Genomic DNA, 24,741 nt, shown 5'->3' on the forward strand with positions numbered 1-24,741 from the left:
GCCACCACCTCCGCGGTCTGAGGGGTGGCGGCAGATAGGCTGACGCCGCAGCATCCGAGCACCCCCTCACCATCGGCGAGAAGCAGGCAGCAGTGGAGGAACCAGTGACGCGCCACGACCGCGTCTGGACCCTGCCCAACCTGCTCAGCGCCCTCCGGCTCGCCGGGGTCCCCGTGTTCCTGTGGCTGGTCCTGGGTCCCGAGGAGGACGGCTGGGCCCTCGCCCTGCTGATGGTCTCCGGCTTCACCGACTTCCTCGACGGCTGGCTGGCGCGCAAGCTGAACCAGCAGTCCACGGTCGGTCAGATCCTCGACCCGGTCGCGGACCGGCTCTACATCCTGGCCGTGGTGGTCGGTCTGGCGCTGCGCGACATCATCCCGTGGTGGATGGCCATCTCGCTGCCGCTGCGCGACGCGCTCATGTGGGGCCTGGTGCCGTTGCTGCGCACCCGCGGCTACAGCGCCCTGCCGGTGCACTTCCTGGGCAAGGCTGCGACGTTCAACCTCCTCTACGCCTTCCCGCTCCTGCTGCTCGGCGACGGTGAGGGCGTGATCGCCGTGCTCGCGCAGGTCTTCGGCTGGGCGTTCGCGTTCTGGGGCATCGGCCTCTACTGGTGGGCGGGGATCCTCTATGCCTGGCAGGTGCGCAAGCTCCTGATGACCACCGATCGCCGCACGGCGGTGCAGGATGCCTGATCCCCAAGAGCCGCGCCCCGGCCTGCCTCCGCGGGTGACGCTCCCGTTGCTCGACCTGATCCAGCAGCAGGCGCTCGATGAGGACTACCTGGTCGCGGCGGAGCGTCGGGCCGCGCGGGCACCGGACACGGAGCCCCGGGACGGGGACAGCCCGCAGCGCCACCCCCGCCGGATCGCGGCCGTCGTGGTGGCCGTCTTCGGCATCATGGCCTCCACCGCAGCCGTCCAGACCCAGCAGAACGCCTCGGTCGACGACGAGGGCCGGGCCAGCCTGGTGGCGCGCATCGACGCGGAGAGCGACCGTCTCTCCGGGCTCCAGGAGCGCATCGCCGCGCTGCGCAGCGGCAACGCCGCCCGTGAGACCCGGGCCCAGGCCATCGCGGCGGACGAGGCGTCACTGACGCCCCGCCTGCGTCGGCTGCGGGTCCGTGCAGGCTTCGTGGCCGTCCGGGGCGAGGGCATCAGCGTCGTCGTCGACGATGCAGCGTCCGGCAACGCGGACGGGGTGGTGCGTGACGAGGACCTGGCGCTGCTCGCCGACGGGCTCTGGACGGCCGGCGCCGAGGCGATGTCGATCAACGGGCAGCGGTTGACGGCCCTGAGCTCGATCCGCACCTCCGGCCTGGCGATCGAGGTCAACGCCGTCGGCATCGCCCCGCCGTACTCGGTCCTCGCGATCGGCGACCGGGGGACGCTCCAGGCCGACTTCTTCGAGACCAGCAGCGGGTTGGCCTTCAACGACCTGTCCGCCCGCTTCGGCTTCGAGTTCGACCTGCAGAATGAGGACGAGGTCGTGCTGCCCGCCGGCCCCGCGCGATTCCTGTTCCTCAGGTCCGCCGTGGAAGGCAGCGGTGCCGACCAGAACCCGCCCAAGACCGAGGAGATGGACAGATGATCGCCGTGCTCGGCCTCGCGCTGGGAGTGCTCCTCGGAGTGTTCCTCAAGCCCGACGTGCCGCTCGGGCTCGAGCCCTACCTCCCGATCGCCGTGGTGGCGGCGCTCGACGCGGTCTTCGGCGGCATGCGCGCCTACCTCGACGGGATCTTCGACGACAAGGTCTTCGTCGTCTCATTCGTCAGCAACGTCGTCATCGCGGCGGGCATCGTCTACGTCGGCGACAAGCTGGGCGTCGGCGGCCAGCTCTCGACGGGCGTGATCGTGGTCCTGGGGATCCGGATCTTCTCCAACGTCGCCGCCATCCGGAGGCACCTGTTCCATGCCTGACGAGAAGCCCCCCTCCGGACGCGAGCGGCTGCTGCGCGCGCTCTTCCAGCCCTCGCGGCGACAAGTCGTCGTCGCGGTGCTGCTCGCGCTCGTCGGCTTCGCCGCGGTCACCCAGGTCCGCAGCACCCAGGTCGACGACACCTACTCCGCGCTGCGTGAGCAGGACCTCATCGACGTGCTCAACGGGCTCGCCGGCACGACGCAGCGCGCCGAGTCGGAGATCACCCAGCTTCAGCGCACCCGCGACGACCTGCAGTCCGCCACGAGCCGGCGCCAGGCCGCGCTCGAGCAGGCGCAGAGCGAGGTCGACACCCTCAACATCCTGGCCGGGTTGGTGCCGGTCACCGGCCCCGGCATCCGGATCACCATCACCGAGGTCGACGGCACGGTCGAGGTCGCCTCGCTGATCGACACCGTGCAGGAGCTGCGCACCGACGGCGCCGAGGCGATGCAGCTCAACGGCCAGGTGCGCATCATCGCGCAGAGCTCCTTCACCGACGACGTGGGCGGAATCTCCGTCGACGGGGTCGCGCTCGAGTCGCCATACGTCATCGACGTCATCGGCGGCCCCGAGGTGCTCGCCGGGGGGATGACGTTCCCGCTGGGTCCCCGGGCCAAGCTCGAGGCCGACGGCGCGGCGCTCGAGGTGCAGCAGCTCACGTCGCTCGACATCGAGGCCGTGCGCTCGCCGGTCCAGCCTGAGTTCGCCGTGCCCGACTCAGGCCAGTGAGGCCCGGGGCAGTAGCCTGCACGCGATCCCGCACCAGGCCACGGCCCGGTGCTCCGAGCGGAGGAGACCACCTTGTATCCCGATGACCTGAAATACACCGTCGAGCACGAGTGGCTGCGCACACCGGGCGAGCACGAGGGATCGGTCCGCGTCGGCATCACCGACTACGCCCAGGACGCCCTCGGCGACATCGTCTACGTCTCCCTGCCCGAGGTGGGCGACACTCTCGAGGCCGGCAGCACCTGCGGGGAGCTCGAGTCGACGAAGTCGGTCAGCGACGTCTATGCGCCGGTCTCCGGGGAGGTCGTGGCGCGCAACGAGTCCCTCGACGCCACGCCCGAGCTGGTCAACAACGATCCTTACGGCGGTGGATGGCTCTTCGAGATCGTCCCGTCCGACGCCACCCAGCTCGACGACCTGCTCGAGGCCGACGGCTACGTCGCCTCGCTCGAGGGCTGACTACTCATCGGGTCGTGAACCTGGCCACGCTGCTGATAGGTTCGGAGCAACCGTCAACCTCCACCCTGCCTTGAGGGTTGCGAGGGCCTGACGGGTCGAGGGAAGATCCGACCGGAGGATGATTCGATGCCGTTCTGCACCGCATGTGGCAGGCAGAACCCGGACGACGCGCGCTTCTGTGCCCAGTGCGGCACCAAGCTGGTCAGCGTCGAGGCTCCCGCCACTGGCGCGGTCGAGCCGATCGGGGAGTCCACCGCCACCATCCAGATCGGCACCCCCGGCGGGGAACGGGTCGAGACCTCGGACCGTCAGCTCAACCCGGTGGACGCGGCGGCCGTGGACGCGCTGCCCACCGGACACGCCCTGCTGGTGGTCCAGAAGGGCCCGGGCTCCGGCAGCCGCTTCCTGGTGGACGGCGACGTCACCAACGCCGGCCGTCACCCCGACAGCGAGATCTTCCTCGACGACGTGACCGTGTCGCGTCGACACGCGGTGTTCAACCGCGATGGCGACTCGTTCACGGTGAGCGACGTCGGCAGCCTCAACGGCACCTACGTCAACCGCGACCGCATCGAGAAGGTCCAGCTCAACGACAGCGACGAGGTCCAGATCGGCAAGTACCGCCTGGTCTTCTTCTCGGGTCACGAGAGCCACTGACCGTGGCGAGCTCGCCGTTGCCGGAGAGCGCCGCCGGAGGATCTCGGGCGCGCATGAACATCGGTCAGGTCCTCGACCTGCTGCGCCCCGACTTCCCCGGGATCACGATCCCCAAGATCCGCTTCCTGGAGGACAAGGGGCTGATCAAGCCGGAGCGCACACCCGCGGGCTACCGCAAGTTCGCCCACGAGGACGTCGAGCGGTTGCGCTACGTCCTGCGCATGCAGCGCGACCACTACCTGCCGCTGAAGGTCATCGGTGAGCACCTGGACGCGATCGACCGGGGCCTGGAGCCGCCGCCGATCGACGCCGTCGTCCCGACGGTGCCCCAGGTCGCTCTCGCGGCTGACGGGCTGCCCAGCGCGGACTCGTTCGCACGGCACGACAACCTGCGCCTCTCCCGGCGCGAGCTGATCAAGATCGCGGAGATCTCCGAGGAGCTGCTGGTCCAGCTCGAGCAGTTCGGCCTGATCACACCCCGGGCCGGGACCGGCCACTACGACACCGACGCGCTCGTCATCGCGCAGACCGCCCGCGAGCTCGCGGACTTCGGCTTCGAGCCGCGGCACCTGCGCGCCTTCAAGACGTCCGCCGACCGCGAGGTCGGGCTCGTGGAGCAGGTCATCGCCCCGCTCAAGCGGGGTCGCGATGCCTCCGCAAGGGCCCGGGCCGACGACGTGGTCTCGGAGATCGCGGCCCTGTCGGTCCGGCTGCACGCGACGCTCGTCAAGGCCGGCCTGCGATCTCGCTGAGACTGGGTGCCCGCGCACCCCGGCCTGCTCAACCGGGCTTCCGCGGCGGAGTAGCCTGAGCCTCATGCGCGAAGTTGACGTCATGGGAGTCAGGGTCGAGATGCCCTCGAACCAGCCGATCGTGCTGCTGCGCGAGATCACGGGGGAGCGCTACCTCCCGATCTGGATCGGGGCCGTCGAGGCCACCGCGATCGCCTTCGCCCAGCAGGGGGTGATCCCGCCGCGGCCACTGACCCACGACCTGTTGAAGGACGTCCTCGAGGCGACCGGCAACGAGCTCACCGAGGTGCGCATCACCGACGTCAAGGACGGGGTCTTCTACGCGACCCTGGTCTTTGAGTCCGGGGCAGAGGTCAGCGCCCGTCCCTCCGACTCCATCGCGCTGGCCCTGCGCACCGGGACCAAGATCCTGTGTGCCGAGTCGGTGCTCGACGAGGCAGGCCTCGCCGTGCCGGTCGAGCAGGAGGACGAGGTCGAGAAGTTCCGCGAGTTCCTCGACCAGGTCACCCCCGAGGACTTCGAGGCCCCCACCGAGCAGTGAGGTCGCGGGCCTGACCCTCAACTTGAGGTTGAGGGTTGCGACACGCCGCGGGAGTCTTTGACCGCCCCGGTCATCGGCCGTACCTTGAAGTGTCTCTGTTGTAACTCCACGCTTGTGGTTGCGGCCTTCCGGCCACCGCCGTCCTTTCCCGGAGCTACGTTCAACGGAGTAGACCCACGGAGGACCGTGTGAACGAGCAGAAGCCCGAGACCGGCGTCAGCGCCGCAGCAGTAAAGGCCGTCGAGACCGCTGAGGAGCAGGGACTGCTTTTCAGCGACGACGTCTCCCCGTTGCCCAGCGACCTCGGCTACCGCGGTCCCACCGCCTGCAACGCAGCCGGCATCACCTACCGCCAGCTCGACTACTGGGCCCGCACGGGCCTGATCGAGCCCACCGTGCGCGGTGCGCGCGGGTCCGGTTCGCAGCGGCTCTACTCCTTCCGCGACATCTTGATCCTTAAGATCATCAAGCGACTGCTCGACGCGGGCATCTCGTTGCAGCAGATCCGCATCGCCGTCTCCCACCTGCGTGAACGCGGCACCGACGACCTCACCCACGTCACGCTGATGTCGGACGGCGCCTCGGTCTATGAGTGCACCAGCAACGACGAGGTCATCGATCTGCTCCAAGGCGGTCAGGGCGTCTTCGGGATCGCCATCGGCGGTGTCTGGCGCGAGATCGAGGGCACCCTTGCCGAGCTGCCCAGCGAGCGCGCCTCCGACGACGCGGCCAGCATCGCCGCCAAGGACGAGCTCGCGGCTCGTCGTGCGGCCCGCCAGACCGGCTGACCGCAGCCCTCCTGCTCTTGCTCCGGCCGGGTCGTCACCCTTGCGGTGGCGGCCCGGTCGTCACGTCGGGGGATCTGCGGATCGGTCACCAACAGCAACCACCCGGTGGTTGGTAGGGTGGCCTCGCTGACTGATCCCGCACGGGAGAGTCTTCGCTCGGCGACCAGAGACGGTCCGTCGGGAACGAAGCGCCGAAGGGGCAATTCCTCCCCGGAACCTCTCAGGCGCCCGGACCGTGCGGAGCAGGCAACTCTGGAGGGCCAACGACGCCCCGACAGAGGGGGAGGGCGATGGTTCCATCGACCTCGACCCCGCAGGAGTGCCCGTGTCAGACCACCCCAGCCTCACCGAACTGGACGGCGCGTCGCCGTTCGTCGAACGGCACATCGGGCTGCGCCCGGCGGACGAGCAGACGATGCTCGAGCGCCTCGGCTTCAGCGCCTTGTCAGAGCTGATGGACGCCGCCGTGCCCGGTGGCATCCGGTCCGGGGTCGAGCTGGAGCTCCCCACCGCGCTGACCGAGCAGGCGACGGCCAAGGCGCTGCGCACCCTCGCGGCCGCCAACCGCCCGGGGGAAGCCATGATCGGCCTGGGCTACCACGCCACCATCACCCCGCCCGTCGTACGCCGCAACGTGCTCGAGGACCCCAGCTGGTACACCGCCTACACGCCTTACCAGCCGGAGATCTCCCAGGGCCGCCTCGAGGCGCTCATCAACTTCCAGACCGTCATCGGCGACCTCACCGGACTGCCCACGGCCAACGCCTCCCTGCTCGACGAGAGCACGGCGGCAGCCGAGGCGATGACGCTCGTACGACGAGGCAACCGCAAGGCCGCGGGTCCCTTCGTCGTCGATGCCGACGCGCTGCCGCAGACGATCGACGTCGTGCGCACCCGGGCCGGGGGCATGGGTATCGAGGTGGTGGTCACCGACCTGACCCAGGGCCTGCCAGACGGGGAGCTGTCGGGGGTCCTCGTGCAGTATCCCGGGGCGTCTGGACGCATCTTCGACCCACGGCCGGTGATCGAGGCCGCCCACGAGCGCAACGCCCTGGCCGTCGTTGCCGCCGACCTGCTCGCGCTGACGCTGCTCGAGTCGCCCGGAGCCCTCGGGGCCGACGTCGTGGTCGGGTCCTCGCAGCGCTTCGGTGTGCCGCTGTTCTACGGGGGGCCGCACGCCGGCTTCATGGCCGTCGCCTCCGGTCTCGAGCGGCACCTGCCCGGTCGACTGGTCGGCGTCTCGGTCGACGCCGAGGGACGGCCTGCCTACCGGCTGGCACTCCAGACGCGTGAGCAGCACATCCGCCGCGACAAGGCGACCTCCAACATCTGCACCGCGCAGGTGCTCCTCGCCGTCGTCGCGTCGATGTACGCCGTCTACCACGGCCCCGAGGGCCTCAAGGCGATCGCGACCCGCACGCACCGCTACGCCGCCGTCCTCGCGGAGGCGCTGCGCGCGGCGGGCATCACCGTCGGCCACGAGCAGTTCTTCGACACTCTCTCGGTGACCGTGCCGGGTCGTGGCGTCGAGGTGCAGCAGGCCGCGCGTCAGATGGGCATCCAGATCCGGCTCGTCGATGCGGACACGGTCGGGATCTCGACCTCGGAGTGCACGACCGGCTCGACGATCGGGGGCCTGCTCAGGGCCTTCGGCGTCAGTGCCGACCTCGACTCCATCGACCGGGCGACCGCCGACGCGCTGCCGGACGACCTGCGCCGCGCCACGCCGTACCTCACGCACGAGGTGTTCAGCGCCCACCACAGCGAGACGCAGATGCTGCGCTACCTGCGTCGCCTCTCGGCGCGCGACTACGCGCTCGACCGCGGCATGATCCCGCTCGGCTCCTGCACGATGAAGCTCAATGCCACGACCGAGATGGAGCCGGTCTCGCTGCCCGGCTTCGCCGACCTGCACCCCTTCGTGCCGGCCGAGGATGCCCAGGGCTATCGCCAGCTCGTCGACGACCTCGAGGGCTGGCTGGCCGAGGTCACGGGCTACGACCGCGTCTCGATCCAGCCCAACGCCGGCTCGCAGGGCGAGCTCGCCGGGCTGCTCGCGATCCGCGGCTTCCACCGGGCCAACGGCCACGAGGGACGCGACGTCTGCCTGATCCCGTCGTCGGCCCACGGCACCAACGCCGCCTCGGCCGTGATGGCCGGCATGCGCGTGGTCGTGGTGAAGGCCGCCGACGACGGCACGGTCGACCTCGACGACCTGCGTGCGCAGTGTGAGCAGCACGCCCACGACCTGGCCGCGATCATGGTGACCTACCCGTCGACGCACGGCGCCTACGAGGACACGATCAGCGAGCTCTGCGACATCGTGCACGGCCACGGCGGGCAGGTCTACGTCGACGGCGCCAACCTCAACGCGCTCCTCGGCTATGCCAAGCCGGGCGAGTTCGGTGGCGACGTGTCGCACCTCAACCTGCACAAGACCTTCTGCATCCCCCACGGCGGCGGGGGGCCAGGCGTCGGTCCGGTCGCGGTGCGCGCTCACCTCGCGCCCTATCTCCCCTCGCACGCGATGCACCCCGAGGAGGCCAAACGCTCCGGCATCGGCCCGGTCAGCGGGGCGCCCTACGGCTCGGCCGGCATCCTGCCGATCTCGTGGGCCTACATCCGGCTCATGGGCGGTGCCGGCCTGACCCGGGCGACGGCCAGCGCGGTGCTCTCGGCCAACTACGTCGCGGCCCGCCTGGGCGACCACTTCCCGGTGCTCTACCGCGGCCACAGCGGCCTGGTCGCCCACGAGTGCATCCTCGACGTCCGCGGGATCACCAAGGAGACCGGTGTCAGCATCGACGACGTCGCCAAACGGCTCGTCGACTACGGCTTCCACTCGCCGACCATGTCGTTCCCGGTCGCCGGGACCCTGATGGTCGAGCCGACCGAGTCCGAGGACCTGGCCGAGATCGACCGCTTCTGTGAGGCGATGATCGCGATCAAGGGCGAGATCGACCGGGTGGCCAGCGGGGAGTGGACCCCCGAGGACTCCCCGCTGCGCGGGGCTCCCCACACCTCGCGTGCGCTCGTCGGCGAGTGGGACCGCGGCTACTCGCGCGAGCTCGCCGTCTTCCCGACGGGCGTCGACCCTGACAAGTACTGGCCGCCGGTCGGCCGCATCGACCAGGCCTACGGGGACCGCAACCTGCAGTGCTCCTGCCCGCCGCTGGAGGCCTTCGTCGAGTGAGCCCCCCTCGCACGCACGAGCGCTGGGACGCCTGTCTGGCAGCCCTGCAGGCCCACGGTCGACTGCCCTCGGTGGTCGCCGGGGTCCTGGTGGGAGGTGATCTCGTGTGGACCGGTGCGGTCGGCGGGTCGCTCGACGACCGCTACCGGATCGGGTCGATCACCAAGACGATCACGGCCGTGGCGGTGCTGCAGGCACGCGACGAGGGACTGCTGTCGCTCGATGACCCGATCGGTTCGGTGATCCCGGAGACCGGATGTCGCGACGTGACCGTGCGCCAGCTCCTCGCCCACACCGGCGGCCTGCAGAGCGAGCCGGTCGGCTCGTGGTGGGAGCGCTCGCCCGGGGTCGACTTCTCGACGCTGGTCGCTGCCAACGACGACAGTGGCGCCCTGTCGGGCCCTGGCGACTTCCACTACAGCAACCTGGGCTTCGCGTTGCTCGGTGAGGCGGTCGCGCGGCTGCACGGCGCGGCGTGGTGGGACGTCGTGTCCCAGCACGTGCTGGCGCCCCTCGGCCTGCACCACACGTCGTACGACGACGCGGCGCCAGCCGCGCAGGGCTGGAGCGTCGACCACTTCGCGGGCACGCTGACCCCCGAGCCTCACCAGGACACCCGGGCGATGGCGCCGGCGGGCCAGCTGTGGAGCACCGTGGCGGACTTGTCGACCTTCGCGGTCTTCCTCGCCGATGGGCACCCCGACGTGTTGTCGCGCGAGAGCGTGGCCGAGATGGTGGAGCCGACCAGCGCGACCTACGGCCTCGGCACCTGGCTGCTCGAGGTGCCCGAGCTCCCGGGCCGGCGCCTGGTGGGCCACCCCGGCTCGATGCCCGGCTTCCAGGCCAGCCTGTTCGTCGACCGCGAGACCCGCGACGGCGTGGTGGTGCTCGCGTCGTCGACCACAGGACTCGACACCGACACGGTGCCCGGCCTGCTGCTCGGTGACCGGGAGCTCGCGCCGCTGGACCCCTGGGTGCCCACCGAGCAGGTGCCCGCGGGCGTGCGGGACCTGCTGGGCCTGTGGTTCTGGGGCAACAGTGCCGTCGACGTGCGCTGGCACAACGAGCAGCTCCACCTGCGCAGCCTGGCCCGACACCGGCTCACCGACGTCTTCGAGCTCGGTGAGGCCGGCATCGTGGGCACCTGGGGCTACCACCGTGGCGAGCGGCTGCGGGTGCACCGCCGACGCGACCGCACGGTCTCCCACCTGGAGTGTGCGACGTTCGTCTACACCCGCACGCCCTACGACCCTGCCGTTCCCGTGCCCGGCGGGCACCCCAGCTGAGCTCGACCGCCGAGCCTCCGATCAAGGTCACGACGACGCGACGTTGGCAGCCGTCATGACCATGTGCGGGACGGTGTCGTCAATGGTCGCGAAGCCGGGATTGTCACGGCACCTTGGTAGGCTGACAAGGTTGTCTAGACCTGTCGAACCCGATCTGAGGTTGTCCCTGTGCTCCGACCGCCGCTCGATCCAGGACAGAACATCGCCTTGCCGAAGATCCGTCCGCGCACCCTGCGAACCCGCTCCGCGCTGGTCGCACTGGTCGCGCTGGCCATGTTGATAGGCGCCCCGCCGGCCGGGGCCGACGACTCCGTCCCGCAGGAGCCTGCGCCGACCGACACCGCCTCGAGCGGCTCACCCGAGCCGTCACCGACGCCGACGACCGAGCCGACGCCCGAGGCGATGCCGACCGAGCCGTCACCGACGCCCGAGGCCGCGCCCGAGTCGACCCCTGGGGCGACGCCGACGCCGGAGCCGACGACCGAGGACCCCGCGCCCGTGCCCGTGCTGGTCGACACCCAGCAGCCGCCGACCCCGGTGGCGGTCCTCCCGCGCCGGTGTGTCGGCGCCGAGGTCATGCCCGATCACGCCCGAGCCTGCCGCGTCCTCGCCTTCGATCGACGACGCCCGACGGTCGTCGTGTGGGGCGACAGTCACTCGTGGCAGCAGACGCCCGCGATCATTGCCGCGGCCAGGGCCGCTCGGCTCAACCTCGTGACCTTCCAGCTCGGCGCCTGTCCGCCGATGCTGCTGACCGCCAACGAGGCCAGCGGTGAGTGCTCCGAGATCGGACGTCTCGCGATGCGCTTCATCAAGGCGAAGGTCGCCGACCGCCGCAAGGTGATCGTGGTGCTCGGCGGCTACTGGCGTCTCTACCGCGACCTCAGCGCCCGCCCCGACCCGGCGCTCTTCTCGTTGTCGCAACAGGCGCGCCTGTGGTCGCTGGCAGGTGACCGGGTGTTCCGGAGCCTCGATCGGATGCCGGTCCGCACGGTGGGCATCGGCCAGCAGCCGACACTCGGCTACGGCACGGCCAAGCCGACCGCCGACCTGCCCCGCGCGGCGGTCATGCCTGACGAAGCCTCGGAGCGGGCCTGGCTGCGCAAGCGTGTCGATCGTCGCGTCGAGCCGTCGTCCGTGCTGTGCGGCCCTGCCACGTGTCGAACGACGGTGGGCGGGCGCTCGACGTACCTGGACGCCTTGCACATCAACCCTGCGGTGTCCGGCATCTTCACGCCGCTCTACCGGGCCGCGTTCCGTCCTTGAGGGACGCCCGGTCGTCCGACACCTGGCCCTACATCGCCTGGGACACGCTCGACATGTTGAAGTCGGGCACGCGCAGCGCCGGCATCGCGGTGCGCGAGAAGTAGTCGTCGCCCCACTCGCGGCTGAAGCTCGGCACCGTCGCTGACGCGTGCGAGAACCGGCGCAGCAGGTCGATCGGGCTCTCGTTGAAGCGGAAGTTGTTGACCGACCCGGTGATCTCGCCGTCCTCGACGAGGTAGACGCCGTCGCGGGTCAGTCCGGTGAGCAGCAGCGACTGCGGGTCGACCTCACGGATGTACCACAGGCAGGTCAGCAGCAGGCCTCGGTCGGTGCCGGCGACCAGGTCCTCGATCGTCCCCGTGCCGAACTCGACCTCGAGCACCAGGTTGTCGATGGCCGGGGTGACCGGCTGCTGGGTCATCGTGGCGGAGTGGCGGGTCTGGAGGAGCGAGGCGAGCTCGCCGTCGCGGATCCAGTCGGTGCGCTCCAGCGGCAGGCCGTTGTCGAACACCGAGGACTCGTTGCCTGACGCGCTCGCGAGGGCGAACGGCGCGCACTGCAGCCCGTCGTACGTCGGGTCGGAGTAGAGGTGGACACCGGGCGAGGTGATCTGCTGACCGATCCGCGTCCCGGCGCCGCGCTGGCTGTAGACCGACTGACCTTCCCAGGCGACCCGCGCGCCGGCGTACCAGTAGGCGTCGATCATCAGGTCGGCCACGGCGGTCGGCGGCAGGATCGTGTCGTAGCGTCCTGCCGGGAGGTCGACGCGGCGGGCGCCCCACCCGAGCCGCTGGGCCACGGTCGCCTCCATGGCCAGGGCATCGACGTCCGCGAAGTCCCGCGTCGCGCCACCGACCCAGGCGCTCTCGCGCAGGTCGGCGGTCTTGCCGGTGCAGGCATAGTGACCCGTGGGCTGGACATGTCGGAGACGCAGTCCCGTGGTCGAGCCGAGGTAGGTGGTCGCGACTTCGTGGTTGACGAAGCCGTAGAGCACGCGATCGGCCGAGGAGGACCGGCCGAATGCCTCACCGAGGGCGGGTGCGAAGGAGTCGTAGACGTGGATGTCGGTGGGCACGGCCTGCTCGTCCCAGTCGGGGGACACACGGTCGCGGACCAGGTCGGCGGCGTCCTCGGCCGGCGAGGAGAGCCGGGCCGCGGCATCCGCCGCCTCGACCAGCGCGGTGACCTGGGCCTGGGTCTGGGCAGTCCCGCTGACCGAACCTGTCGCCACCCCGTCGGTGGAGCCGATGAACGAGACCACGGTGACCGAGACGCCGTGCATCACACCGTTGGTGGTCAGCGTGTTGTTGGCCCAGCGCAGGTTGGCGCTGGTGTGGTCGCGCACGATGACGACACAGTCGTCGGCCGTCGACACGGCAACGCCCTGGTCGACGAGGGACTGGGGCGTGGTCGGGATCGTCATCAGTGGCCTGCCTCGTCAAGGGTGTTGAGGATGCGGACGCCCCGGAACAGCGAGGTCGGACAGCCGTGGCTCACCGACGCGACCTGCCCGGGTTGGGCCTTCCCACAGTTGAAGGCGCCCCCGAGCTCCCAGGTCTGCGGCCCGCCCACGGCCTCCATCGATCCCCAGAAATCGGTCGTGGTCGCCTGGTAGGCCGCGTCGCGCACCTGGCCGACGAGCTCGCCGTCCTGGATCTTGTAGAACCGCTGGCCGGTGAACTGGAAGTTGAAGCGCTGCATGTCGATGCTCCACGACTTGTCGCCCACGACGTAGAGCCCGCGGTCGACACGACCGATCAGCTCCTCGGTCGACGGCCCGTCGGCAGCTGGCTGGAGCGAGACGTTGGCCATCCGCTGGATCGGGATGTGCCCGGGGGAGTCGGCGTAGGCACAGCCGTTGGACCGACCATCCGGGTGGCCGGGCCCGGCCAGCTCGGGCTTCATGTGGCCCATCGACCGGTCGAGCTGGTAGCCCACGAGGACCCCGTCGCGCACGATGTCCCAGGACTGGGTCGCCACACCCTCGTCGTCGAAGCCGATCGTCGCCAGCCCGTGCTCGATGGTGCGGTCACCGGTGACGTGCATGACAGGGGCGCCGTACTGCAGCGTGCCGAGCTGGTCGTAGGTCGCGAACGACGTGCCGGCGTAGTTGGCCTCGTAGCCCAGCGCCCGGTCGAGCTCAGTGGCGTGCCCGATCGACTCGTGGATGGTCAGCCACAGGTTGGAGGGGTGGATGACCAGGTCGTAGTCGCCGGCCTCGACGCTCGGCGCCTTGAGCTTCTCGGCGAGCAGCTCGGGCACCTGCTCGATCTCGGCGTCCCAGTCGTGGCTGCCGTCGGAGAGGTACTCCCAACCCTTGCCGACCGGCGGCGCGATCGAGGACATCGAGTCGAACGTGTCCGCCCCGGCGCCCATGGCCTCGAAGCCGGGTTGGAGGCGCACCCGCTGCTGCGTGGTGCGGGTGCCGTGCAGGTCGACGTAGTACTTGTTCTCCTGCACCTGCAGGGCGTACGCCGACGCGTGGTCGACCGCCGCACCCGTGCGGAGCCGCTCGGTCCAGTCGACGAGCAGCGCGGCCTTCTCGGCGACGGGCACCTCGAGGGGGTTGGTGACGTAGGAGGAGACCCAGGTGACGTCGTCGTAGACCGGCTCGGCCGCGAGCTCCACAGGGGTGCTGGTCATCGCCGCGGCGACGACGGCGACGGAGACGGCCGTGTCGGCCACCCGGACCGCCTCCTCGGGCGTGAGCGTTATCCCGGCTGCGAAGCCCCAGGCACCACGGTGGATCACCCGGACGGCGAAGCCGAGGTCCTCGGTGTCACTGGCGCTCTGGAGCACACCGTCGCGGACCGCCACCCGCTGGTAGCGGACGCGCTCGAAGCGGAAGTCCGCATGGGAGACTCCGAGCTCGCGAGCTCGGGTCAGGGCCGCGTCGCCGAGGGCACGATAGGGGAGCGAGGTGAAGGTCGGATCGAGCTCGGATGCGCCCGGGAGTGCACTCATGGACCGAACCTATCCGATGGACGCCGCCCCTCGGCGACGCGCACGCACGGCCCAGACATGAGCCGTGATCGTGAAGGGAGCAGGCCCCAGCAGGGCGAGGCAGTGGTCGCGCAGCGCGGCCCGGCGAGCCTCGTCCAGGCCCGCGACGTGGGTGCCCAACGGACCGATCCCGAAGGTGTAGGGCGGCCACCAGTCGTCCGCGTCGTCGAAGGTGACCTCGACGCGGAGGTCCGCGGAGAGCACCTCCTGCAAGCCCGCCGCCGCAGCGAGCTCCTCCAGGTGGCCCGCCCGGGCGCCCGGCAGCCCGGCCTCGTCGATCGTCGCCGGGTCGAGCTCGCGAGCCGCGTCCCAGCAGAGGCTCAGGGGGCTCCGACCACCGTCGTGGTCCCAGACGCACGCGGCGACGACCCCGTCCGGCCGGGTCACGCGCGCCATCTCGCGCAGACCGGCCACGGGATCGCTCATGAAGTGCACGACCAGCTGCGCCACGGTCGCGTCGAAGCAGGCGTCGGCGAAGGGCAGGGCCTCGGCCGAGGCCGACCGGACGTCCACCCCCGGGAGCCGCTCGGCGAGACCCGCGACGAACGGGGGTGACGGGTCGACGGCCGAGACCGACTCCTCGCCGAGGCGTCGGACCAGCTCGACCGTGAGGGCGCCCGGTCCGCTGCCGACGTCCAGCACCCGCTGGCCGGGCCGGACGCCGACGAAGTCCGCGAACGCCGGCCCCAGGGGCACGGAGAACCGCCCCATGAACCGGGCGTAGGCGTCCGGGGGCACGACGAAGGACATGGGCCGAACCTAGACCTCACGCTCCGGGTTGGACAGGGCGATGTCCCGCCTCAGCGACGCAACGCCACCGTGGACCCCTGACGCGACTTGGTGACGACCAGCTGGGTGGGGATCCGGTCGCGGAGCTCGGCCACGTGGCTGACGACACCGACGACGCGGCCACCGTCGCGCAAGGCGTCGAGGGTGTCCATGACGTCGTCGAGGGTGTCGGCATCCAGCGAGCCGAAGCCCTCGTCGACGAAGAGCGTGTCGAGCGCGGCGCCGCCCACCTCGTGGGTGATCACGTCGGCCAGGCCGAGCGCCAGGGCCAGGGAGACCACGAAGGTCTCCCCGCCCGACAACGTCGAGGGGTCACGGGTCTCGCCCGACCAGTCGTCACGGACCAGGAGGCTCAGGCCACCGCGGGTCTCACCGGCGCCGCGGTCACCGGTGTGGACCAGGGAGTAGCGCTGGTCGCTCATCGTGGCGAGGCGCTGGTTGGCTGAGGCGACGACCTGGCCCAGCCGGTAGGCCAGGACGTAGGCGGAGAGTCGCATCTTGAGCCGGTTGTCCGGCGCCTTTCCCTCGACGAAGGCCGCCAGGCGCACCGTCACCTCGAGGTCCTCGCGCAGGGGCGCCCAGGTCGCCAGCGCAGCGTCGAGCTGGGCCCGGAGGGTCGCCAGCCGGGCCACTCGGCCGCCGATCTGCTCGACCCGGCCGCGGGTGCGCGCCAGGGCAGCCAGTGCGTCGGCGTGGGCCTCGACCAGCGGCGGCAGATCGGGCGGGGACAGGGCGGCGAGCTCGTCGGCGCCGGGTGCCCGGAGGACCTCACGCACCGCGGCGAGCCGCTGCTCGTGGGTGCGCACGGTGCGGGTCAGTCGCTCGGCCTCAGCCTCCGGCAGGACCGCAGCGGCGGCGACCTCGGGGGAGTCGAACCCCGCGCTGGCGCTGGCGCTCTCGAGCACCCCCCGCGCCTCGTCGTAGGACGAGTGGGCGTTGGCGAGCGCGTCCAGCGAGCGCAGGGCGGCCCGCCCGGAGACGAGCCGTGCCTCGTGGAGCCCCAGCAGGCTGTCGAGGTCGGGACAGTCGGTGCCGCCGAGGGCCCGGTCGAGGGTGGCGCGCAGCTCGGTGCACTCGGCGGTCAGACCCTCGATCCGGGCAGTGGCCTCGGCGGAGCGTCGGTCCAGCTCGCGCAGCTGCTCGTCGTGCTCGGCGGGGTCGGTGGGCCTGCTCGTCGGGGCGCGGCCCGCGCGGCTCGCGGTGATCGGAGCCAGGTCGGCCTCGACGAGGGCGCGCTGCGCGTGGAGCTCGTCGAGGGTGGTCTCGCCGATGGCCTCGATGAGGCGGTCGCGGGCGACGACGAGGTCACGGACCTCGAGGTCGCGGAGGTGCTCGGTCGCCTTCGCGTCGTCGACGGCGCGGAGCGCGGCCTTCTCGGCAGCGGCGTCCGGGGCATCGGCAGCCGGCCGGGCCTTGTGGGGGTGATCGGCCGAGCCGCACACCGGGCAGCAGGCCCCGACCGCCAGGGCCAGGGCGATCTCCCCGGCCATCGAGTCCAGGCGGGCCTCGCGCAGCGCGAGCAGCGACTCATGGAGGGTCAGCGCGCTCTCGCGGGCGGTGTGCCAGGCGGTGCGGGCGACGTCGATGCGGTGGGACAGCGACCCGAGCTCACGCAGCAGCCGCACCTGGTCGTCGATCCCGGCCAGGCGGGAGAGCAGACGCAGCTCGTGGCTCTCGCGGACGACCTGCGCCTGGCGCTGGTGCCATCCGCCCAGCTCGGTCGTTGCCTCGGCGAGGCGTCCGGCGGCGGGGCGCAGCGAGCGCACGCGGGCCGCCTCCTCGAGCGAGGACTCCACCAGCGCGGCGACCTCGCCGCGGTCGCTCACCTCGAGGAGGGCCACGTCGGCCGAGAGGCGGTCCCGGTGGTCGCGAGCCTGGGCGCACAACCGGAGCAGCGGTGCGACCCCGGAGGCGCGCTGGGCGAGGGTGGCCCGAGCGCCGGCCTCCGCGACCTGGGCAGACGACGCGACGAGCCGGTCGTGCTCGGCCCGGGCCTTGCGATGGCCCTCGACCCGCTGATGGACCGCTCGCGCCTCGTCGAGGGACGCGCGCAGTGCCCCCTCGGTGGTGTCGGCCTCTGCGGCCGCCGCCTGATGGTCGTGGAGAGAACGCGTGGCGTCGTCATGGAGCACGACGGCCCAGGCGTCGAGCAGACCCTCGGCTGCCGGCAGGGTGAGCTCGCGGATGTCCCAGTCGCCCGGGAGCGGCGTCCCGGCCGTCTCGCTGATGCGGCTCACCAGGTCGGCGACCTGCTGGTGGGCCTCGTCACCGGCCCGCCGCAGCCGGACGCGGCGATCACGCAGCCAACGCTCCACGTCGGCGAAGCGGCCGGTGCGGAAGAGCTGCTGGAGGACCGCGTGCCGGTCCTCGGAGCGAGAACGCAGGAAGGTCTGGAAGCGGCCCTGCGGCAGCATCGCGACCTGGGTGAACTGGGTGACCGTCATGCCGACGAGGTGGCTGACCAGGTGCCCGGTCTCGTCGAGCCGGCTGGAGAGGTGGCGCCACTCGCCGTCCACCCGCTCGGTGAGGGTGACCGATGACTGCTGCGTGGTGGTCCCCTCGCCGCGCAGCTTGGGTCGCTCCCACAGGGGCGAGCGCTCGATGCGGAACCGGCGGGCCCCCAGGGTCGCCTCGAGCACGACCCGCGGGGCCACACCTGGCGCCGCCTGGTCCGAGCGCAGCCGCTTGGCGGTGTTGCGGTCGCCCGGGACGTCGCCGTAGAGAGCGAAGCAGACGGCGTCGAGCACGCTGGTCTTGCCGGCCCCCGTGGCTCCGGAGAGCAGGAAGAGCCCGGCGTCGGACAGCTCGTCGAAGTCGACCGAGACGGTGTCGGCGAACGGGCCGAACGCCGTGATCGCGAGGTGGTGCAGCCGCATCAGTCCACCTCCTCGGAGCGTTCGTCGTCGAGGTCGGAGGCCTCGCGGTCCGAGCGGAACGTGTCGACGTCGCTGTCCTCGCAGCAGGCGTCGATCGCGCGGTGGAGAAGGACCGTCTCGGACTCCTCCGGCGGGCCGCCGCGCATGTCGGTCATGAAGTCCAGGGCGATGTCGCGGTCGGAACGCGCGTGGGTCTGCGAGGCCGGCAGCGAGCCGAGACGGGACATCGGAGCCGCGAAGCGCAGGACCAACGTGTGCGGGAAGCGCTGACGCAGCCGGTCCATCGCCCGACCGGGACGCGCTGAGTCGGTCAGCGTGACCTCCACGAACGACTGCTCGTGGCGGCACAGGCCCGGGTCGGCGAGCAGCGTCTCGAGGTCGCCCGCGAGGCGCGCGACCGGGCGCGGCACGGGTGCCTCCAGGAAGTGCGCCCCCGCGAAGCCACCCCCGTCGAGCTCGACGAGCCAGGAGCCCTTGAGATGGTCGGCCTCGGAGAAGGAGTAGGCCAGCGGCGAGCCGCTGTAGCGGACCCGGTCGGCGAGGGTCTGGCGGCCGTGGAGGTGGCCGAGCGCGGTGTAGTCGACACCGTCAAAGACCGACGTGGGCACCATCGAGACGCCGCCGACGGAGATGTCACGCTCGGAGTCGCTGGGCTGGGCGCCGGTGACGAAGGCGTGTGCCAGCACCACCGACCGCACGCCGCCCCTTGCGGAGAGGTCACGCCGGACCCGACGCATCGCCTCGCCCAGCGCGGCCTCGTGGGAGCGCCCGGGCAGGGACCACGGCTCCACGAGCGCGGAGGGGTCGAGGTAGGGAACGCCGTAGACGGCCACCTGGCCGTGCTCGTCGTCCAGGACGACCGGGGTGCCCACACCCGAGGCATCGGTGCGGATGTGGACGCCCGCGGCGTCGATCAAGCGGGAGCTGAAGCCCAGGCGGCGCGCGGAGTCGTGGTTGCCGCTGGTCAGCACGACCGAGGCGCGCGAGGCCGCGAGGCGCACGAGCGCGTCGTCGGCCAGGAGGACCGCGTCGACCGGCGGCAGGGCACGGTCGTAGACGTCACCGGAGACGACCACGAGGTCCACACGCTCGGACTCGACGACCTCCAGCAGGTGGTCGAGGTAGGTGGCTTGGTGCGCGAGCATCCCCTCGCGGTGGAAGGACCGGCCGAGGTGCCAGTCAGAGGTGTGGAGGATGCGCACGTGACGAACCTAGGCGCGACCGCCGACAGGGTGGTGCACCCACGCCGGGGGCCCTGGCCGGGGTGGGGTTCCTCACCCGCTGTAGCGCACCGTGCGGCCCTCGGAGGTGAAGCCGTAGAGGGTCAGCCCGGCCTCACGGGCCAGGTCGACCGACAGGCTCGTCGGGGCTCCGACCGCGGCGAGAGCACCGACTCCCGACGCGATCGCCTTCTGCACCAGCTCGAAGCCGGCCCGTCCGCTGACGACCAGGCACGCCTCGGCGGCCGACGCCCCTGCGAGCAGCCGCGCACCGGTCACCTTGTCGACGGCGTTGTGCCGACCGACGTCCTCCCGCACCACGAGGGCAGCCCCGGTTGAGGTGAAGAGCCCCGCCGCGTGCACCCCTCCGGTCCGGTCGAAGACCTGCTGCTGGATGCGCAGCGCCTCCGGCAGCCGTCGTACGACGGAGGGCTCGGGCAGCGGACCGGCCCACCGCTCGCCGGCGGTCACCGTGAGGGCAGCGGCGACACTGTCCTTGCCGCAGACGCCGCACGCGGACGACCCGGTCGACTGGGTCTCGTGGCGCTGGCCGGGGTCGTGCAGCGGCGGGGAGGAGAGGGTCACCGTGACGACGTTGAACTCCTGCTCCGGCTCGAGGTCGACGTCGGTGCAGTAGGCGACGCCGGAGATGTGGTCGTCGCCGACGAGGCTCTCGTGGCGCAGCCACCCCGCGGCCAGCTCGAAGTCGTGGCCGGGCGTGCGCATGGTGACCCAGACGCGGCGGGCCGGGGAGCCGGGCCAGGCCAGGCGGATCTCGAGCGGCTCCTCGGTCGCGAGGCGGTCCTCGCGCCGACGGACGCCGTCGTCGGTGATCTCCTCGACCCGGGTGCGGACCGACGGGCCAGGTCGGCGTGGGCGCTCGCTCATGCCTGCGGGTAGGCGGTGCGGACGGCCAGTCGACGCTCCAGCTCGTCGGCCTGGTCGACGAGACGTCGGCGCAGCGACGGGTCGAGGCCCGGCTGCGCGACCACGGCGCGGGTGCGAGCAACCGTGTCCTCGCTGAGCGCGCCGATCGGGAAGAACGCCTCGGCTGCCTCGGCGAGCACCCAGCCGCTGCGCGCACTGACGGTCGCGGGCAGCTCGTCGAAATAGCGGGCGACGTAGGGCGCGGTCAGCTCGTCCTGGCCGCCGCGCCACATCCCCAGCCCCGCGGCGACGAGCTCGTAGTTGGCGACGTCGACCTCCCCGGTGAAGCGCGCCCAGGCGAACTCCTTCGCCTCGGCGGTCGGCAGCGAGGCGCGCGCGCGGGTGTGCTCGACGCGCGAGACACCTGTCGGCTCCTCGGCCAGCGCCGCGTCGAGCTCGGCCGCGTCGGTCGCACCCAGTGCGGCCAGCCGGACGAGGATCCGCCAGCGGAGGTCGACGTCGCGCTCGAGACCGGCCGGCAGGTCCCCGGTGAGCCACGCCCGCAGCTCGTCGGGCGACGTGCTCGCCGTGATCGCCGTGCGGAAGGCGGCGAGCTGGAGCTCGGAGCCGGCGTCGGCGGCGTGGAGCCGGGCGAGGGCGGCGACGTGGATGCGTCCGAGTGCGTCGGCACCGGCGAGCGGGACGACGGTGGAGAAGACCCAGGGCAGCGTGTGGCGCGCGGTGAACTCGGTGTCCTCGATCGGCAGCCGCGCCTCGAGCAGGTCGATGACATCGGTGGGGTCGATCGCGGCCTGGTGGAAGGCGCTGCGCACGGCGTTCCAGGTGGAGGCGAGCAGGGCGCTGTCGGTGATCGACGGCAGCAGCGTCTTGAGGCCCTGCACGGTCGTCGTGTCGGGCAGGAAGACGCCCCAGCTGTCCTCGTAGGGGTCGATGACCACGGGAGCGTCACCGACGGACACCGGTGTCTCCGGTCCCGCGAGCGTGACCTCGGTGGAGCTCCACGTGCCCCCGCCTGCCGTCGCGATCCGCAGCCGGTGCGAGCGGTCGGCAGGGTGGTCGGCGGGCGGCGTACGACGGAGCACTCCGGCCGCGCGGTCCAGCGTCACCGTGTCGGGGCCGGCCGTGCGCAGCCAGCTCGACGTGAAGCCCGACAGGTCGCCCGCGCCCGCCTTCTCCCAGCTGGTGAAGAGGTCGTGCATCGTGGCGTTGCCGAAGCGGTGCGTCGTGAGGTGGTCGATGACGCCGGCGAAGAACACCTCGTCGCCGAGCCGGGCGTTGAGCTGCTTGAGGATGCTCGAGCCCTTGGCGTAGGAGATGCCGTCGAAGTCCTGGAGCGCGGCGGTCGCGTCAACGGCGCCGTTGCCGGCCACCGGGTGGGTGCTGGGTCGCTGGTCGGCGTTGAGTCCCCACTGGCGGCGGGCGTAGGCCTGGTGCACCCACGCGTCGTCGTACTCGGTGACGTCGGCGGTGACGCGGTTCCCCATGTACTCGGCGAAGGACTCGTTGAGCCACAGGTCGTCCCACCACGCCGGCGTGACGATGTTGCCGAACCACTGGTGCGCCATCTCGTGGGCGACCGTGGTGGCGCGGTTGACGCGGGCGCCTCGGGTGACACGGGAGCTGAAGACGAGGGGGTCCCGGAAGGTTACGCAGCCGGGGTTCTCCATGGCTCCGGCGTTGAACTCCGGCACGAAGGCCTGGTGGTAGTCACCGAACGGGTAGCGGATCGAGAAGAGTCGGTGGAACTCGTCGAAGCACTGCCGGGTCATCGTGAAGAGCTCGTCGGCGTCCTTCTCCAGGTCGCCGGCGATGCTGGCGCGGGCGCTCAGCCCGAGCGGGATCCCGTCGTGCTCGTCGCGGATCAGGTGGTAGGGCCCGGCGACCAGGGTGACGAAGTACGTCGACAGCGGCTGCGTCGTCGCCAGCTCCCACACGCCCGGCTCGGGGTTGGTGGCCGCCCCGTTGCCGAGGACCACCCAGTCCACGGGTGCGCGCACGTGGAAGGTATAGGGCGCCTTGAGGTCGGGCTGGTCGAAGCAAGCGAAGATGCTGGGCGCCGCGTCCATGAACGACATCCCGTAGACGTAGTGCTTCCCGTCGGCGGGGTCGACGCTGCGGTGCAGGCCCTCGCCGTCGTTGCGGAAGCGCATCACGGCGTCGACCACGAGCTCGTGCTCGCCCGGCGTGGTGTCCAGTGGCAAGCGTCCCCGATCGAGCAGGTCCCGGTCGACCGGTCGTCCGTCGAGGGTGATCGAGGAGACGCTCACCGGCTTGAGGTCGACGAACGTCGGACCACCTTCGCTGGTGAAGCGCACCGTCGTCACCGACTCGAAGGTCGCATCGTCGGAGGCGAGGTCGAGGCGCACGTCGTAGGACGTCACGCGGAGGAGGCGGTGGCGCTCCTGGGCCTCGGTGTGCTGCAGGCTCTGGCTGTGGCTCGTCACCACGCCACCCTAGATGTGGGCCGTTCTGGCGGTTCTGCCGCCACCGGGGCAACCAACCGCGATGCTGGTGCGTCGTAGAGCACACATGGGACGTCAGACCGCGTCCCCATCTCGGGAGGAAGGCACCACCATGCCGCTCATCACTCATCACTGTCGGGGCCACCGCCGCGCGCTGTCCCTCGCGGCCCTCGCCACGACGACGGGGATGCTCGTCGGCATCACCGCGACCGGACCCGCCACGTCGGCCGAGCCCACAGGCGACTGCACCGCCGTATTCCCGCTGGCCGAGGTGGCAGCCGGTCAGGCCGTCGAGGGACTGACCGTCGACTCCGGGGTCACCCCGGAGCCCTTCACAGGTGAGGTCCTGGGCGTGCTCGAGGGCGGCATCGCCCCCGGTCTCGACATGATCATCATGGACCTCGACTCCCCGGCCATCCAGGCCGCCGGCGGCATCTGGCAGGGCATGTCAGGCTCGCCGGTCTACGCCGACGACGGGCGCCTCATCGGTGCGGTCGCCTACGGTCTGGCCTACGGCTCGTCCCCGGTCGCCGGCATCACGCCGTTCGAGGACATGGACGACTACCTCGACGCAGCCGCCCGTCCGGGCCGCATCAAGGTCGGCACGGCGATGTCCCAGCGCATCGCGCGCGAGTCCGACGTGTCCGCGGCCCAGGCCGCGCAGGGCTTCCGACAGCTGCCGATGCCGCTCGGCGTCTCGGGCGTGAGCTCCTCGCGTCTCGACAGCGCCACCGGGCGGCCCTACCTCTCGAGCAACGCCTACGCCGTCGGCAGGGCCACCGGCGCCGCCGCCCCGACTGCCGCCGACATCGTGGCCGGCGGCAACATCGCCTCGTCCCTGGCCTACGGCGACATCACCGCTGCCGGGGTCGGCACGGCGACCAGCGTCTGCGACGGCCGCGTCGTCGGCTTCGGCCACCCGATGCAGTTCAGCGGTCCCGCGACCATGAGCATGCATCCGGCCGACGCCATCTACGTCCAGGAGGACCCGCTCGGAGCGCCGTTCAAGGTCGCCAACATCGCCGCCCCCGTCGGCACGATCACCGACGACCGCCTCACCGGCATCACCGGCACCTACGGCCCGCTGCCCGAAGGGATGACGGTCACCTCGACCCTCACCAAGGGTGACAAGTCCCGCGTCGGCGTCACCGACATCACCGTCCCGCTGGCCAACGCCGAGCTGACCTTCTACCAGCTGATCTCCAACCACGACCGCGTCATCGACGGGATCACCGGCGGCACGGAGACCCAGAGCTGGACCGTCATCGGCACCGACGCCGACGGCACGCCGTTCACGCTCGAGCACTCCGACCGGTTCACCTCGATCCGCGACATCACCTACGAGTCCAGCTTCGACCTGCCCGACGTGCTCTACGGGCTGAGCCAGCTCGACGGGGTGACGGTCACCAGCGCCACTGCCGAGGGAAGCGTCACGGACAGCAAGTCGACGTACTCGCTCGGGGCCATCCAGCAGTACCGCCAGGGTGCGTGGGTGACGCTGAGCCGCCAGGAGCCCGCGCTGGCGGTCGCCGGCAGGAAGCTCCTCCTGCGCCAGGTGCTCAACGGCCCGACCGGTCAACGCACCGTGCCGGTCTCCTTCACCATCCCGACCCGCGCGGCCGGGCAGAAGGGCTCGATCTCGATGGTCGGCGGCAACTTCCTCTACAGCGAGGCCGCCTACCAGAACTCGCTCGCCAAGATCCTCAAGGGCGTGCGTGAGCAGGTCCGCAACGACGAGGTGCAGGCCGACCTGAGCATCTTCGGCCGCAAGGTCCAGATCGAGAGGAGCCAGGTCCTCGGGCCGGTCGACATGGTCGTCAACGGCAACCGCAGGGTGCGCGTGGTCGTTCGCTGAGCAGTCCCCTCCGGGGGATACGTCGGACCCGCCGCGGGTCGGGAGCACGCTCCCGAC

20 protein-coding genes and 1 riboswitch are annotated in these 24,741 nt (G+C 71.4%); of the genes, 13 read left to right on the plus strand and 7 right to left on the minus strand.

Going from position 1 to position 24,741, the window contains the following annotated elements:
* Window positions 1–104 precede the first annotated feature (104 nt).
* From clsA to BM204_RS13560, 12 genes are all read left to right on the plus strand, one after another.
* Window positions 105–695, plus strand: a complete 591-nt coding sequence (gene clsA, locus BM204_RS13505) for a cardiolipin synthase ClsA (protein ID WP_246166228.1) — start codon at window positions 105–107, stop codon at window positions 693–695.
* Between the two features lie 34 nt (window positions 696–729).
* Complete coding sequence (locus tag BM204_RS13510) at window positions 730–1,590, plus strand: DUF881 domain-containing protein (RefSeq protein ID WP_170259146.1); 861 nt, start codon at window positions 730–732, stop codon at window positions 1,588–1,590.
* Window positions 1,587–1,919, plus strand: coding sequence for a small basic family protein (locus tag BM204_RS13515; RefSeq protein WP_091022909.1), 333 nt, complete (start codon window positions 1,587–1,589; stop codon window positions 1,917–1,919). Before BM204_RS13510 ends, BM204_RS13515 begins: the two co-directional genes overlap by 4 nt.
* Complete coding sequence (locus BM204_RS13520; RefSeq protein ID WP_091114244.1) at window positions 1,912–2,649, plus strand: DUF881 domain-containing protein; 738 nt, start codon at window positions 1,912–1,914, stop codon at window positions 2,647–2,649. The genes BM204_RS13515 and BM204_RS13520 overlap by 8 nt, the downstream gene beginning before the upstream one ends.
* A 72-nt stretch (window positions 2,650–2,721) precedes the next feature.
* Complete coding sequence (gene gcvH, locus BM204_RS13525) at window positions 2,722–3,108, plus strand: glycine cleavage system protein GcvH (RefSeq protein WP_091114245.1); 387 nt, start codon at window positions 2,722–2,724, stop codon at window positions 3,106–3,108.
* Between the two features lie 126 nt (window positions 3,109–3,234).
* The gene (locus BM204_RS13530; protein WP_091114247.1) at window positions 3,235–3,765 is read left to right on the plus strand and encodes a double zinc ribbon and FHA domain-containing protein; all 531 of its coding nucleotides are present in this window, start codon (window positions 3,235–3,237) and stop codon (window positions 3,763–3,765) included.
* A gap of 53 nt (window positions 3,766–3,818) precedes the next feature.
* Window positions 3,819–4,517, plus strand: a complete 699-nt coding sequence (ftsR, locus tag BM204_RS13535) for a transcriptional regulator FtsR (RefSeq protein ID WP_091114250.1) — start codon at window positions 3,819–3,821, stop codon at window positions 4,515–4,517.
* Window positions 4,518–4,581: 64 nt separating this feature from the next.
* Complete coding sequence (locus BM204_RS13540) at window positions 4,582–5,058, plus strand: bifunctional nuclease family protein (protein ID WP_091114253.1); 477 nt, start codon at window positions 4,582–4,584, stop codon at window positions 5,056–5,058.
* A 188-nt stretch (window positions 5,059–5,246) separates the two neighbouring features.
* The gene (locus BM204_RS13545; protein WP_091114255.1) at window positions 5,247–5,846 is read left to right on the plus strand and encodes a MerR family transcriptional regulator; all 600 of its coding nucleotides are present in this window, start codon (window positions 5,247–5,249) and stop codon (window positions 5,844–5,846) included.
* Window positions 5,847–5,977: 131 nt separating this feature from the next.
* A riboswitch (glycine riboswitch) is annotated at window positions 5,978–6,092 on the plus strand.
* A gap of 79 nt (window positions 6,093–6,171) precedes the next feature.
* Window positions 6,172–9,039 (plus strand): aminomethyl-transferring glycine dehydrogenase, encoded by a 2,868-nt coding sequence (gene gcvP, locus BM204_RS13550; protein ID WP_091114257.1) that lies wholly within the window; start codon window positions 6,172–6,174, stop codon window positions 9,037–9,039.
* Window positions 9,036–10,325, plus strand: coding sequence for a serine hydrolase domain-containing protein (locus tag BM204_RS13555; protein WP_091114260.1), 1,290 nt, complete (start codon window positions 9,036–9,038; stop codon window positions 10,323–10,325). Before gcvP ends, BM204_RS13555 begins: the two co-directional genes overlap by 4 nt.
* 168 nt (window positions 10,326–10,493) lie before the next feature.
* On the plus strand, window positions 10,494–11,591 hold the full coding sequence (locus BM204_RS13560) for an SGNH hydrolase domain-containing protein (RefSeq protein WP_091114262.1): 1,098 nt from the start codon (window positions 10,494–10,496) through the stop codon (window positions 11,589–11,591).
* 28 nt (window positions 11,592–11,619) lie between these two features.
* Here BM204_RS13560 and BM204_RS13565 read toward each other — a convergent pair whose 3' ends face one another.
* The 7 genes from BM204_RS13565 to pepN all read right to left on the minus strand — a co-directional run bounded on the left by BM204_RS13565 (window position 11,620) and on the right by pepN (window position 22,811).
* Window positions 11,620–13,014: a TldD/PmbA family protein gene (locus BM204_RS13565; RefSeq protein WP_091114264.1), complete on the minus strand. Its 1,395-nt coding sequence runs from the start codon at window positions 13,012–13,014 to the stop codon at window positions 11,620–11,622.
* Complete coding sequence (locus tag BM204_RS13570; RefSeq protein ID WP_091114267.1) at window positions 13,014–14,555, minus strand: TldD/PmbA family protein; 1,542 nt, start codon at window positions 14,553–14,555, stop codon at window positions 13,014–13,016. The genes BM204_RS13565 and BM204_RS13570 overlap by 1 nt, the downstream gene beginning before the upstream one ends.
* Before the next feature lie 9 nt (window positions 14,556–14,564).
* On the minus strand, window positions 14,565–15,344 hold the full coding sequence (locus tag BM204_RS13575) for a class I SAM-dependent methyltransferase (protein ID WP_091114269.1): 780 nt from the start codon (window positions 15,342–15,344) through the stop codon (window positions 14,565–14,567).
* A 50-nt stretch (window positions 15,345–15,394) separates the two neighbouring features.
* Entirely contained in the window at window positions 15,395–18,259 is a 2,865-nt protein-coding gene (locus BM204_RS13580) for an AAA family ATPase (protein ID WP_091114271.1), read from the minus strand.
* A complete protein-coding gene (locus BM204_RS13585; RefSeq protein WP_091114274.1) occupies window positions 18,259–19,461 on the minus strand; it encodes an exonuclease SbcCD subunit D in 1,203 nt (400 codons plus the stop codon). Before BM204_RS13585 ends, BM204_RS13580 begins: the two co-directional genes overlap by 1 nt.
* Before the next feature lie 72 nt (window positions 19,462–19,533).
* Window positions 19,534–20,367 carry a formate dehydrogenase accessory sulfurtransferase FdhD gene (locus tag BM204_RS13590; protein ID WP_091114275.1) on the minus strand — a complete coding sequence of 278 codons (834 nt, stop codon included), beginning with the start codon at window positions 20,365–20,367 and terminating at the stop codon, window positions 19,534–19,536.
* A complete protein-coding gene (gene pepN / locus BM204_RS13595) occupies window positions 20,364–22,811 on the minus strand; it encodes an aminopeptidase N (protein ID WP_091114278.1) in 2,448 nt (815 codons plus the stop codon). Before pepN ends, BM204_RS13590 begins: the two co-directional genes overlap by 4 nt.
* Before the next feature lie 130 nt (window positions 22,812–22,941).
* Here pepN and BM204_RS13600 point away from each other — a divergent pair, with 130 nt between their 5' ends.
* Entirely contained in the window at window positions 22,942–24,684 is a 1,743-nt protein-coding gene (locus tag BM204_RS13600) for a SpoIVB peptidase S55 domain-containing protein (protein WP_170259145.1), read from the plus strand.
* Window positions 24,685–24,741 lie beyond the last annotated feature (57 nt).

This window comes from Nocardioides psychrotolerans (assembly GCF_900113685.1).
GTDB classification, from domain to species: domain Bacteria; phylum Actinomycetota; class Actinomycetes; order Propionibacteriales; family Nocardioidaceae; genus Nocardioides; species Nocardioides psychrotolerans.

Bases quoted from the DNA above. Each gene is read 5' to 3' on its own strand.
- BM204_RS13515 (WP_091022909.1), top strand. From the start codon at position 1,587: ATGATCGCCGTGCTCGGCCTCGCGCTGGGAGTGCTCCTCGGAGTGTTC.
- BM204_RS13520 (WP_091114244.1), top strand. From the start codon at position 1,912: ATGCCTGACGAGAAGCCCCCCTCCGGACGCGAGCGGCTGCTGCGCGCG.
- BM204_RS13530 (WP_091114247.1), top strand. From the start codon at position 3,235: ATGCCGTTCTGCACCGCATGTGGCAGGCAGAACCCGGACGACGCGCGC.
- ftsR (WP_091114250.1), top strand. From the start codon at position 3,819: ATGAACATCGGTCAGGTCCTCGACCTGCTGCGCCCCGACTTCCCCGGG.
- BM204_RS13540 (WP_091114253.1), top strand. From the start codon at position 4,582: ATGCGCGAAGTTGACGTCATGGGAGTCAGGGTCGAGATGCCCTCGAAC.
- BM204_RS13565 (WP_091114264.1), bottom strand. From the start codon at position 13,014: ATGACGATCCCGACCACGCCCCAGTCCCTCGTCGACCAGGGCGTTGCC.
- BM204_RS13570 (WP_091114267.1), bottom strand. From the start codon at position 14,555: ATGAGTGCACTCCCGGGCGCATCCGAGCTCGATCCGACCTTCACCTCG.
- BM204_RS13575 (WP_091114269.1), bottom strand. From the start codon at position 15,344: ATGTCCTTCGTCGTGCCCCCGGACGCCTACGCCCGGTTCATGGGGCGG.
- BM204_RS13580 (WP_091114271.1), bottom strand. From the start codon at position 18,259: ATGCGGCTGCACCACCTCGCGATCACGGCGTTCGGCCCGTTCGCCGAC.
- BM204_RS13590 (WP_091114275.1), bottom strand. From the start codon at position 20,367: ATGAGCGAGCGCCCACGCCGACCTGGCCCGTCGGTCCGCACCCGGGTC.
- BM204_RS13600 (WP_170259145.1), top strand. From the start codon at position 22,942: ATGCCGCTCATCACTCATCACTGTCGGGGCCACCGCCGCGCGCTGTCC.